A 12,570-nucleotide genomic window follows, 5' to 3' on the forward strand; every position below is an offset into this window, starting at 1 on the left:
CCGGCGAACGCGCCCCTCCCCGGAGCCCTCGTCGTCGGGGTGCTCCGCGACGTCCCCTCCGGTCCGGTCCTTTCTCCCTCGCTCCCGCCATTCGCCACGGCCGGGAATCCTCATAAGGTGAGCAGTATTGAAGGTGTACGGATCCGTGAACGGCCGAGGAGGACCTGCGGTGAGCGAGACGAGCCCCAAGTTGCGCGCCGAGCTGGACGGCGTTCCCACGTACAAGCCGGGCAGGCCGGCCGCGTCCGGCGGGCCCCTCGCGTACAAGCTGTCCTCGAACGAGAACCCGTATCCGCCGCTGCCCGGGGTGATGGAGCAGGCCGTATCGGCCGCCGGGGTCTTCAACCGCTACCCGGACATGGCGTGCACGGGGCTGATGAACGAGCTGGCCGACCGCTTCGGGGTGCCCGTCTCGCACCTGGCGACCGGGACCGGCTCGGTGGGCGTCGCCCAGCAGCTGCTTCAGGCCACGGCGGGCCCCGGCGACGAGGTCGTCTACCCCTGGCGCTCCTTCGAGGCGTACCCGATCATCACGCAGATCTCGGGCGCCACCTCGGTCAAGGTGCCGCTGACGGCGGGCGAGACGCACGACCTGGACGCGATGGCCGGGGCGATCACCGAGCGGACCCGGCTGATCTTCGTCTGCAACCCCAACAATCCGACCGGCACGGTGGTGCGCCGGGCCGAGCTGGAACGGTTCCTCGACCGGGTGCCCAGCGATGTGCTGGTGGTGCTGGACGAGGCGTACCGCGAGTTCATCCGGGACGCGGAGGTGCCGGACGGCGTCGAGATCTACCGCGACCGACCGAATGTGGCCGTACTGCGCACCTTTTCCAAGGCGTACGGTCTCGCCGGGCTGCGGATCGGCTTCGCGATCGCCCATGAGCCGGTCGCGGCGGCGCTGCGCAAGACGGCGGTTCCCTTCGGGGTGAGCCAGATCGCCCAGGAGGCGGCGATCGCCTCGCTGCGGGCCGAGGACGAGCTGATGGGGCGCGTCGGCTCGCTGGTGGGCGAGCGGGCGCGGGTGTACGGCGGCCTGGTCGACCAGGGCTGGACCGTGCCCGAGACGCAGGCCAACTTCGTGTGGCTGCGGCTGGGTGAGCGCACGCTCGACTTCGCCGCGGCCTGTGAGGCGGCGGGTGTGGTCGTACGGCCCTTCGCGGGCGAGGGCGTGCGGGTGACGATCGGCGAGTGCGAGGCCAATGACCTCTTCCTCCGGGCCGCCGAGGCGTTCCGCAAGGAGCTGTAGCGGGCGCGGTGGGTATGTCGTCCGGGGCGGTCTCCTTCGAGGCCGCCCCGGACGCTTTTCCGGTCGGATCCCGTGTCTCTCTTGTCGCACCCCTTGACGTCCGGACTGAGGGACCCCCCACGCGAAGATCCGGAAGCGGTGTGCGTAATAATGCTTGTGAATGTGAACGCGTTCACAAGCGTGTCCCGTTCCTGGCGTTACGTCCAGGGCGAAAGGGGCAAGCCGTCGCTCTGACTACGGCGAAGTGATGTAAGGAGAGAAGACGTGGACCTCGCTCTGGCGCCGGAGACCCTGGCGCGATGGCAGTTCGGCATCACCACCGTCTACCACTTCCTCTTCGTTCCCCTGACGATCTCGCTCGCCGCGCTCACCGCGGGACTGCAGACCGCCTGGGTGCGCACGGAGAACCCCAAGTACCTCAAGGCCACCAAGTTCTGGGGCAAGCTCTTTCTGATCAATATCGCGATGGGTGTCGTCACCGGCATCGTCCAGGAGTTCCAGTTCGGGATGAACTGGTCCGACTACTCGCGGTTCGTCGGCGACATCTTCGGTGCCCCGCTCGCCTTCGAGGCGCTGATCGCCTTCTTCTTCGAATCCACCTTCATCGGGCTGTGGATCTTCGGCTGGGACAAGCTGCCGAAGAAGATCCATCTGGCCTGTATATGGATGGTCTCGATCGGCACGATCCTGTCCGCGTACTTCATTCTGGCGGCCAACTCCTGGATGCAGCATCCGGTCGGCTACCGGATCAACAAGGAGGCCGGGCGGGCCGAACTCACCGACTTCTGGAAAGTGCTCACCCAGGACACCGCGGTCACCCAGTTCTTCCACACCCTGACCGCCGCCTTTCTGGTCGGCGGTGCCTTCATGGTCGGAATCGCGGCCTTTCACCTGGCCCGCAAGAAGCACATTCCGGTGATGCGCACCTCGCTGCGGCTCGGCCTGATCACCGTGGTGATCGCGGGCATGCTCACCGCCGTCAGCGGTGACACCCTCGGCAAGGTCATGTTCAAGCAGCAGCCGATGAAGATGGCCGCGGCCGAGGCGCTCTGGGACGGTGAGGGGCCGGCGCCGTTCTCCGTCTTCGCCTACGGCGACGTCGACAAGGGGCACAACTCCGTCGCCATCGAGATCCCCGGAGTGCTCTCGTTCCTCGCCAACAGCGACTTCACCTCGTACGTCCCCGGCATCAACGACGTCAACAAGGCGGAGCAGGAGAAGTTCGGGCCGGGCGACTACCGGCCGAACATCCCGGTCGCCTACTGGGGCTTCCGCTGGATGATCGGCTTCGGCATGGCGTCCTTCGCCCTCGGTCTGCTCGGGCTCTGGCTGACCCGCAAGAAGTTCCTGCTGCCACCCGCGCTGCGTACGGGGGAGGACGAGGTGCCGAATCTGGTGCTCTTCAGGAAGAAGGCCCTCAGCCCGAAGCTCGCCAGGTGGTACTGGATCACCGCCCTCTGGACCCTGCTCTTCCCGCTGATCGCCAACTCCTGGGGCTGGATCTTCACCGAGACGGGCCGCCAGCCCTGGGTCGTGTACGGGGTGCTGCGCACCGCCGACGCGGTCTCTCCCGGGGTCTCCCAGGCCGAGGTGCTGATCTCGATGATCGTCTTCACCCTGCTCTACGCCGTCCTCGCGGTGATCGAGGTCAGGCTGATGGTGAAGTACGTCAAGGCCGGGCCGCCCGAGCTGACGGAGGACGACCTCAACCCGCCCACCAAGATCGGCGGCGACCATGTGGACGCCGACCGGCCGATGGCCTTCTCGTACTGAGGAGTTGAGGAGCTATGGAACTCCACGACGTCTGGTTCGTCCTGATCGCCGTCCTCTGGACCGGCTACTTCTTCCTCGAAGGATTCGACTTCGGCATCGGGATCCTGACCAAACTTCTCGCGCGTGACCGCAAGGAGCGGCGGGTCCTCATCAACACCATCGGACCCGTCTGGGACGGCAACGAGGTCTGGCTGCTGAGCGCCGCCGGGGGCACCTTCGCGGCCTTCCCCGACTGGTACGCCACCCTCTTCTCCGGCTTCTACCTGCCGATGCTGGTCATCCTGATCTGCCTGATCCTGCGCGGTGTCGCCTTCGAGTACCGGGCCAAGCGGCCGGGCGAGAAGTGGCAGCGCAACTGGGAGCACACGATCTTCTGGACGTCGCTGGTCCCCGCCGCGCTGTGGGGGATGCTGTTCGGCAACATCGTGCGCGGCGTGAAGATCGATGAGCGGATGGAGTACGTCGGCGGTCTCGGGGATCTGTTCAACCCCTACGCGATCCTGGGCGGACTGGTCACCCTGGCCCTCTTCACCTTCCACGGCACGGTGTTCGCCGCGCTCAAGACGGTCGGGGACATCCGGATCAGGGCCAGGCGGCTGGCGCTCGTTCTGGGCGCGGTCACCGTCGCGCTGGCCCTGGGCTTCCTGATCTGGACCCAGGCGGACAGCGGCAACGGCAGGAGCCTGGTCACGGTGATCGTCGCCGTCGTGGCGCTGGCCGCCGCGATCGGAGCCATCGCGGCCGGGCGCGAGGGATGGTCGTTCGGGCTCTCCGGCGTGACGATCGTGGCCGTGGTCGCGACGCTCTTCCTGGCGCTCTTCCCGAACGTCATGCCGTCCTCGCTGAACGAGGCGTGGAACCTGACGGTCAGCAATGCCTCCTCCACCCCGTACACCCTGAAGATCATGACGTGGTGCGCGGGCATCGCCACCCCTGTCGTGCTGCTCTACCAGGGCTGGACGTACTGGGTGTTCCGCAAGCGGATCGGTACGCAGCACATCGCCGACGCCCAGCACTGAAGGCGGGTGTTTCACGTGAAACCAATCGATCCGCGTCTGCTCAGGTACGCCCGCGCCACCCGGTTCTTCCTGGCGGCCGTCGTGGCGCTCGGACTGGCCGGAGCGGCGCTGGTCATCGCGCAGGCGATGCTGATCGCCGAAGTGGTGGTGGGCGCCTTCCAGCACGGACTGGGCGGCTCCGGGCTGCGTACTCCGCTGCTTCTGCTGGTCGCCGTCGCCGTCGGACGCGCTCTGGTCTCCTGGCTGACGGAGCTGGCCGCCCACCGGGCGAGCGCCGCGGTCAAGTCCGAGCTGCGCCGACGGCTGCTGGAGCGGGCGACGGCCCTGGGGCCCGGCTGGCTGGCCGGCCAGCGCACCGGCTCGCTGGTCGCGCTGGCCACGCGGGGGGTCGACGCACTGGACGACTACTTCTCCCGCTATCTGCCGCAACTGGGGCTCGCGGTGGTGGTGCCGGTGGCGGTCCTGGCGCGCATCGTCACCGAGGACTGGGTGTCGGCGGCCGTGATCGTGGTGACGCTGCCGCTGATCCCGATGTTCATGGCGCTCATCGGCTGGGCCACCCAGAGCCAGATGGACCGTCAGTGGCGGCTGCTGTCACGGCTGTCGGGCCACTTCCTCGATGTGGTCGCCGGGCTGCCGACGCTCAAGGTCTTCGGCCGGGCCAAGGCGCAGGCCGAGTCGATCCGCTCGATCACCTCGCAGTACCGGCAGGCCACGGTGCGGACGCTGCGGATCGCCTTCCTGTCGTCCTTCGCGCTGGAACTGCTCTCCACCCTCTCGGTGGCGCTGGTCGCGGTCGGCATCGGGATGCGGCTCGTCCACGGGGAACTCGATCTGTACACGGGCCTGGTGGTACTGGTGCTGGCCCCCGAGGCGTATCTGCCGCTCCGGCAGGTGGGGGCGCAGTACCACGCGGCGGCCGAGGGCCTGGCCGCCGCCGAGGAGATCTTCACGGTCCTGGAGACCCGGTCTCCTGCGGGCGGTACGGGCCAGGTGCCCGACGCGCTGCGGCTGGAGCTGACCGGGGTGACGGTCCGCCATCAGGGACGTACGGAGCCCTCGCTGGACGCGGCCACGCTGACGGTCGAGCCGGGAGAGACGGTCGCGCTGGTCGGCCCGAGCGGCGTGGGGAAGACCACGCTGCTCCAGGTGCTGCTCGGATTCGCGGTACCCGACGAGGGCCGGGTGCGGGTGGACGGCCGGGATCTTGCCTCGCTCGACCTGGAGCGCTGGCGCGAACGGATCGCCTGGGTGCCGCAGCACCCCCATCTCTTCGCCGGAACGATCGCCGAGAACGTACGTCTGGCCAGGCCGGACGCCGAAGCGGCGGCGCTGTGGGAGGCGCTGCGCGACGCGGGGGCGGCCGACTTCGTGGCCGGGCTCCCCCAGGGGCTGGACACCGTGCTCGGCGAGGACGGTGCCGGGCTTTCGGCCGGCCAGCGCCAGCGGCTCGCGCTGGCCCGCGCCTTCCTCGCCGACCGCCCCCTGCTGCTGCTGGACGAGCCCACCGCCGCGCTCGACGGGGAGACGGAGGCGGGCATCGTCGACGCCGTGCGCCGGCTGGCCGAGGGCCGTACGGTGCTGCTGGTCGTCCACCGCCCGGCGCTTCTCTCGGTGGCGGACCGGGTGGTGAGCCTGCCGGCGCGGCCGGTGAGCCTGCCCGGCGACGGCCTTGCCGCTGTGCCGCGGTCCCGGGACCGGTCCGCCGCCGACGGCGCGGAGTCCGTCGCGGGGACGACGGGGACGAATCGGACGACCGGGACCACGAGGACGGGCGTGGGCGCGGGGGACCGCGGAGCCGCCGTACCGTCCAGGAGCCCGCTCGCGCGGATGCGGGCCGCCTCCCGGCCGCTGCGCGGACGCTTCGCGCTGGCCCTGCTCCTCGGGAGCTGCGCCCTCGGCTCCGCCGTCGGACTCATGGCGGTGTCCGGCTGGCTCATCTCGCGCGCCTCCGAGCAGCCGCCCGTGCTCTATCTGATGGTCGCGGTGACGGCGACCCGTGCCTTCGGCATCGGCCGCGCCGTCTTCCGCTACGCCGAGCGCCTCGTGTCGCACGACGCGGTACTCAGGATGCTCGCCGACCTCCGGGTCTCCGTGTACCGGCGGCTGGAGCGCGTCGCCCCCGCCGGACTGCGCGAGACCAGGCGCGGAGACCTGCTGTCCCGGCTCGTCGCGGACGTGGACGAACTCCAGGACTACTGGCTGCGATGGCTGCTGCCCGTCGGCAGCGCCCTGGTCGTCGGCGTGGGCTCCGTCGGCTTCACCGCATGGCTGCTGCCCGAGGCGGGCGCCGTACTGGCCGCCGGGCTGCTCGTCGCCGGGGTGGCCGTACCGCTGCTGAGCGGTGCGGTCGTCCGCCGTACCGAACGCCAACTGGCGCCGGCGCGCGGACTGCTCGCCGCCCGCGTCACCGATCTGTTCGGCGGACTGGCCGAGTTGACCGTGGCGGGCGCGCTCACCAGCCGCGCTCGCGAGGTGGCGCGCGCCGACGGGACGCTGACGAAGGTCGCGGCCCGCGGTGCGAGCGCCAACGGGCTCGGCGGCGGCCTCTCGGCCCTGATCTGCGGCCTGACCGTGGCCGCCGCCGCGTTCGTCGGGGTCGGGGCCGTCGCCGACGGACGGCTGGCGGGCGTCGAACTCGCCGTTGTCGTCCTGACCCCCCTCGCCGCCTTCGAGGCCGTCAGCGGGCTGCCGCTCGCCGTGCGCCACCGGCAGCGCAGCGCGCGCGCCGCGGAGCGGGTGTACGAGGTGCTGGACGCCCCCGTACCCGTACAGGAGCCGGAGGAGCCCGTCGCCGCCCCCGTATCCCCGTTCCCGCTGGAGGTACGACGGCTCGCCGCGCGGTACCCGGGGCAGCGGCGGGACGCGCTCGGCGGCTTCGACCTGACGCTGACCGAGGGCAGCCGCGTCGCCGTCGTCGGCCCTTCGGGCTCGGGCAAGACCACGCTGGCTCATGTGCTGCTGCGCTTCCTCGACGCGCGCGAGGGCGAGTGCCGGCTCGGCGGTACGGATCTGGCGGCCCTCGACGGGGACACCGTCCGGCGCTTCGTCGGGCTGTGTGCCCAGGACGCGCACCTCTTCGACAGCTCCGTACGCGAGAACCTGCGGCTCGCCCGTACGGACGCCTCCGAGGACGAACTGCGCGACGCCCTGCGCCGGGCCCGGCTGCTCGACTGGGTGGACGCCCTGCCCGCCGGTCTCGACACCCATGTCGGGGAGCACGGAGCCCGGCTCTCCGGGGGACAGCGGCAGCGGCTGGCCCTGGCCCGCGCGCTGCTCGCGGACTTTCCCGTGCTGGTCCTCGACGAGCCCGCGGAGCACCTGGACCTGGCGACGGCGGACGAGCTGACCGCCGATCTGCTGACGGCGACCGAGGGGCGCACGACGCTGCTGATCACCCACCGGCTGCGGGGTCTGGACACCGTTGACGAAGTGATCGTGCTCGACGGGGGCCGCTGCGTACAGCGTGGTCCGTACGCCGAACTCGCCGCCGGGGAAGGGCCGCTGCGGCGGATGCTGGAGCGGGAGCGGGCCGGGGATCTGCTCGGAGCCCAGAAGTCGACTTTCCCCATCAAATAGGACTTACTAGGCTCTTGGGTATGAAAGTGCCCGAGTCCATGGATCCCCTCGAAGCCGCCACCCGCGCGGCGGGCAGCCTTGAGGGCCTGTCCGCCGAGACCACCGCGCGCGTACCGCAACTGCTGGAAGCGATGTGTTCCGTCGGCGCGGGGCTGGGCCTGCACGCCACGCTCGACCGGATCTGCGGGACGGCGGCCGAACTCATCGGGGCCAGGTACGCCGCGATCGGGGTCATGGACGAGACGGGCGAGCGCCTCGCGGACTTCGTCGTGCACGGGGTCGGTGAGGACGTGGCCCGCCGGATCGGGCGCAGGCCGGACGGGCACAGCGGACTTCTCGGCGCCCTGATCCGGCATCCCGGCCCGATCCGGCTCGCGGATCTGACGGCGGATCCGCGCTTCGCCGGGTTTCCGCCCGGCCATCCGCCGATGCGTACGTTCCTCGGGGTTTCCATTCAGGTGCAGGGCGAGACCGTCGGCAGCTTCTACCTGGCGGAGAAGTCGGGCGGAGCCGGTGGAGGGGGGAACGGCGGGGACGGCGGGACCGGCGCGAATGGCGGGGACGGCCGGGACGGGGACGGCGGGAACGGCGGGGGCGAAGGGCCTCGCGCGGACGGCGCGGACGCGGACGGCGGGCTTCGTGCGGACGGCGGCGGCGCGCGCGGCGAGTTCAACGACTACGACCTGCACATGCTGCGCGTACTGGCCAACGAGGCCGGTATCGCCATCGGCAACGCCCGGCTCTACGAGGCCGCCCGGCAGCGCGAGCGGTGGATCGACGGCTCCGTCGCCGTCACCACCGCCCTGCTCTCCGGCGGTGACGCGGACGACGCGCTGTCCGTCGTCGCCGAACAGGCCCGCAGACTGGCGGATTCGGCGGTCGGCGTGGTGCTGCTGCGCACGCCGGAGGGGGGACTGGAGATCGTGGCGGTCTCCGCCGACCATCCGACCGCCCGGCCCGGAGACGTCATCCCGGCCGACAGCCCGGTCGCCGCGACGCTCCTTGCCGGCGAGCCCGTCTTCGTGGACGACTCCCCCACCGACCCGCGCATGGCATCGACGCTGGCCACGGGATTCGGCCCGAGCATGCTGCTGCCGCTGCGTACGGACGGCCGGGTGCTCGGCGCCCTGGTCACGCCCAGGGTGCGCGGCGGGCGCCGCTTCGGTGAGCGGGAACGCCTCCTGGCCACGCAGTTCGCCTCGCAGGCGGCGCTGGCGCTGATGATGGCCGAGGCGCAGCGCGACCGGGAGCGGCTGGCCGTTCTGGAGGACCGTGACCGGATCGCCCGTGACCTGCACGATCTTGTCATCCAGCGGCTGTTCGCCACCGGTCTGATGCTGGAGAGCGCCCATCGCGGATCGGTCGCGCCCGAGGTGCACCAGGGCATCGACAAGGCGGTCGAGGCCCTCGACGTGACCATTCAGGAGATCCGTACGGCCATCTTCGCGCTCCAGCAGGGCTCGGCGGACGCTCCGTCGGGGATGCGCAGCCGAGTACTGCGGGAGATCAACATGGCCGCTGTGCCGCTGGGCTTCCAGCCCACCCACCGCTTCGTCGGCCCGGTCGACGCCGCCGTCGGTGAACTCGCCGGGAAGAACCTGATCGCCGCGCTCCGCGAGGCCCTCTCGAACGCCTTCCGGCACGCGCACGCCAGCCGTATCGAAGTCGTGCTGGACGTCACCGCCAAGCTGCCCGACGGCAGGGGGGCGGTACGGCTGTCGGTGGCCGACGACGGGGTGGGCATCCCGGAGGGCGGGCGGCGCAGCGGACTGCGCAATCTGCGGCGGCGGGCCGAGGCGCTGGGCGGGTCGAGCAGGTGCGAGCGGGGCATCGGTGAGGGGGCGGCGGGTGGTACGAGGGTGCTCTGGGAGGTGCCGCTGTGAGCCCCGGGCGGTGTCCCCTGCCGTAGCTCCGCAGGTCTGTGGGTCTGTGGCTTCGTGGCTCCGCAGGTCTGTGGCTTCGTGGCTACAGCCGCGCCAGGATCTGTTCGATGACGACCGCGACGCCGTCCTCGTTGTTGGTGACCGTACGCCCGGAGGCGGCGGCAAGTACGTCCGGGTGGGCGTTGGCCATCGCGTACGAGGTGCCGGCCCAGGTCAGCATCTCCAGGTCGTTCGGCATGTCACCGAAGGCGACGACCTCGTCGGACGAGACGCCGCGTTCGGCGCAGCAGAGCGCGAGCGTGCTCGCCTTGCTGACGCCGAGGCCGCTGATCTCCAGCAGCGCGGTCGGGCTGGAGCGGGTGATGGTGGCGCGGTCGCCCGCCACCGTACTGGCCAGGGCGAGGAAGCCGTCGGGGGTCAGCTCGGGGTGGTGCGCGAGCAGCTTCAGCACCGGGGCGGCGGAGCCCTCGCCGGACTCCCGCAGCAGCTTCTCCGCCGTGTCGAGGGTCGCGCCCGGGTCGTCCAGGAAGCGCGGGTAGGCCGGCTCGTAGTGGATGCCGGCGGTCGTCTCGACCGCGCAGCTCGTCCCGGGAGCGGCGTCACGCAGTGCCTGTACGACGTCCAGCGCGATCGCGCGGTCCAGCGGACGGTCCTGGATCAGCTTGCCGCCCGCGTGCAGGTCGACGACGGCGGCGCCGTTGGCGCAGATCGCCATTCCGTGGCCGTGCACGTGGTCGCTGACCACGTCCATCCAGCGGGCCGGCCGTCCGGTGACGAAGAAGACCTCGATACCGGCCTCCTCGGCGGCCGCGAGCGCCTTGACCGTACGGTCCGACACCGACTTGTCGTCGTGCAGCAGGGTGCCGTCCAGGTCGGTGGCGATGAGCCGGGGCCGGGCGGGGAGGGGGGAGCCGGCGGGCGGGGTCTCTGATCCACGGGGCGAGGTCACGAGGTCATTCTCCCGTACGGATGCGCACGGGCGTGCGGAGGGTCGCACATCTGAGTGTGCGCCCGGTGCCTCGGTGTCCGCCCGGTGCCCCGGTGCCCCGCGCCACTGCCCCGCCCGGTGCCCGCTCCGGACAGGGCGGGCACCGGGCGGTGTGTGTCCGGGGCGGGGCGGGGTCTGTGGCGGGTACGGGTCAGGCCGCCGTCGGCCCGTTGAGCGCGACCACCGCGAAGACCGTGCCCTGCGGGTCCTGGAGGACGGCCATCCTGCCGATCCGCTCCATGTCGAAGGCCGGCGCCAGCACCGAGCCCCCGGCCCGTACGACGGCGTCGACGACGCTGTCCGTGTCGTCCACGGCGAAGTTCACGAGCCAGTGCGGTGCGGTGCCCTCCGGAAGGTTCTCCATGCCCTGGACACCGCCGACCATGTGTCCGTTGACATGGAATCCCGTGAACCCCGGCATCTCCGGGATCGGGCCGGCGTCCAGGCCGAGCGCGGCCCGGTAGAAGGTCCCGGCGGCCGTGGGATCGGAGGTGGTGAGCTGGTTCCAGACCAGGGCGCCGGGCTCATTGACGATCTGCGCTCCCGGGAACTCCAGCGCCTCCCAGACCCCGAAGACGGCGCCCTGGGGGTCCGAGGCGATCAGCATGCGGCCGATCGTGCTGACGTCCATCGCCGGAGAGATCACCGAGCCGCCGTTCGCGCTGATCGCGGCCTCGGTGGCACCGGCGTCCGTACTGGCAAAGTAGCTGGTCCAGTGGGGTGGCGGCGGCGGGGGGCTGCCCGCCGGGGCCATCGTCTTCATGATCCCGGCGACCGGCTTGCCCCTGAGCGTGCAGACCGAGTAGCCGCCCATGTCGTCGGGACCGACCTCGCCCTGCCAGCCGAACAGGTCACGGTAGAAGTCGAGGGCGGCCTGCTGGTCGGGGACCATCAGATCGACCCAGCACGGTGTGCCGGGCGCGTAGGGGGTGGTGACCTCGGGCATCTCGCGTCTCCAAAGCTCTGGTCCGCCGTGAGCGGCCGCCCACGGTCGGCGGGCCCCCCTCGACCACCTTGCTCGCGCCGGGCCGATCCCGCATCCCTGGCCGCCGGGCGGATCCCTGTGGGCCCGGCGGCCAGGGATGCGGGGAATCCCGCCCGGGGCAGCGCCCACGTAGGCTCGGGGCATGCGTCTGAGTACCGTGATCCTTCCTGTCCGCCGGTGGAACGAGGGGGGCCGCGACGAGTGGCTCCGCGCCGAGCGGCTCGGCTTCCACACCGCGTACACCTATGACCACCTGTCGTGGCGGACCTTCCGCGACGGCCCCTGGTTCGGGGCGGTGCCCACGCTCACGGCCGCTGCCGCCGCCACGGAGCGGGTGCGGCTGGGGACGCTCGTCACCTCGCCGAACTTCCGGCACCCGGTGACGCTCGCCAAGGATCTGCTCTCGCTGGACGACGTCTCGAACGGCCGGATCACGCTGGGCATCGGCGCGGGCGGTACGGGGTTCGACGCCACGGCGCTGGGGCAGGAGGCGTGGACGCCCAGGGAGCGGGCCGACCGGTTCGCCGAGTTCGTACCGCTGCTGGACCGGCTGCTGACCGAGGACTCCGTGTCGTACGAGGGGACGTTCTACTCGGCCTCGGAGGCGCGTGGCATTCCGGGGTGTGTGCAGCGGCCCCGGCTGCCCTTCGCGGTGGCGGCCACCGGCCCGCGCGGGCTGAGGCTCGCCGCGGCGCACGGTCAGGCGTGGGTGACGACCGGCGATCCGAAGCTGTTCGAGACGGGTACGCCCGAGGAGTCGGCGGCGGCGATTCGCGGGCAGATCGAACGGCTCGGCAAGGCGTGCGCGGAGATCGGGCGTGAGGTGTCTGAGGTGGAGAGGATCCTGCTGACCGGATTCACCCCGGAGCGGGGCGGCCCGATGGAGTCGCTCGACGCGTTCGTGGACTTCGCGGGCCGCCACTTCGCGCTGGGGATCACTGAGATCGCGGTGCACGCCCCGATCCCGGATTCGGACTTCGCGGCCGACGAACGGGTCTTCGAGCGGATCGCCACGGAGGCGCTGGGACAGCTGCGCCCGTAGCGGCCGGCCGACCGCGGACCGGCCGACCGCGGACCGGCCGGATCGGATCAGG

At 71.4% G+C, this 12,570-nt stretch carries 8 protein-coding genes; 6 read left to right on the forward strand and 2 right to left on the reverse strand.

All coding sequences use genetic code 11. The features are described 5' to 3' along the window. Window positions 1–169 precede the first annotated feature (169 nt). The 5 genes from hisC to OG627_RS17890 all read left to right on the forward strand — a co-directional run bounded on the left by hisC (window position 170) and on the right by OG627_RS17890 (window position 9,503). The gene (hisC, locus tag OG627_RS17870) at window positions 170–1,249 is read left to right on the forward strand and encodes a histidinol-phosphate transaminase (RefSeq protein WP_329066273.1); all 1,080 of its coding nucleotides are present in this window, start codon (window positions 170–172) and stop codon (window positions 1,247–1,249) included. A 264-nt stretch (window positions 1,250–1,513) separates the two neighbouring features. Further along, a complete protein-coding gene (locus OG627_RS17875; RefSeq protein ID WP_329066275.1) occupies window positions 1,514–3,022 on the forward strand; it encodes a cytochrome ubiquinol oxidase subunit I in 1,509 nt (502 codons plus the stop codon). Between the two features lie 14 nt (window positions 3,023–3,036). Further along, window positions 3,037–4,041: a cytochrome d ubiquinol oxidase subunit II gene (cydB, locus tag OG627_RS17880; RefSeq protein WP_329066277.1), complete on the forward strand. Its 1,005-nt coding sequence runs from the start codon at window positions 3,037–3,039 to the stop codon at window positions 4,039–4,041. A gap of 15 nt (window positions 4,042–4,056) precedes the next feature. Then, window positions 4,057–7,620: a thiol reductant ABC exporter subunit CydD gene (gene cydD, locus OG627_RS17885; RefSeq protein WP_329066279.1), complete on the forward strand. Its 3,564-nt coding sequence runs from the start codon at window positions 4,057–4,059 to the stop codon at window positions 7,618–7,620. Window positions 7,621–7,640: 20 nt separating this feature from the next. Continuing rightward, window positions 7,641–9,503, forward strand: a complete 1,863-nt coding sequence (locus OG627_RS17890; RefSeq protein ID WP_329066281.1) for a sensor histidine kinase — start codon at window positions 7,641–7,643, stop codon at window positions 9,501–9,503. 82 nt (window positions 9,504–9,585) lie between these two features. Here OG627_RS17890 and OG627_RS17895 read toward each other — a convergent pair whose 3' ends face one another. Next, the gene (locus OG627_RS17895) at window positions 9,586–10,452 is read right to left on the reverse strand and encodes a Cof-type HAD-IIB family hydrolase (protein ID WP_329066282.1); all 867 of its coding nucleotides are present in this window, start codon (window positions 10,450–10,452) and stop codon (window positions 9,586–9,588) included. A gap of 190 nt (window positions 10,453–10,642) precedes the next feature. Beyond that, window positions 10,643–11,437, reverse strand: a complete 795-nt coding sequence (locus OG627_RS17900) for a VOC family protein (protein ID WP_329066284.1) — start codon at window positions 11,435–11,437, stop codon at window positions 10,643–10,645. A gap of 181 nt (window positions 11,438–11,618) precedes the next feature. Here OG627_RS17900 and OG627_RS17905 point away from each other — a divergent pair, with 181 nt between their 5' ends. Then, window positions 11,619–12,518, forward strand: a complete 900-nt coding sequence (locus OG627_RS17905) for an LLM class flavin-dependent oxidoreductase (RefSeq protein WP_329066287.1) — start codon at window positions 11,619–11,621, stop codon at window positions 12,516–12,518. Window positions 12,519–12,570: the final 52 nt, after the last annotated feature.

Source organism: Streptomyces sp. NBC_01429 (genome assembly GCF_036231945.1).
Classification (GTDB): domain Bacteria; phylum Actinomycetota; class Actinomycetes; order Streptomycetales; family Streptomycetaceae; genus Streptomyces.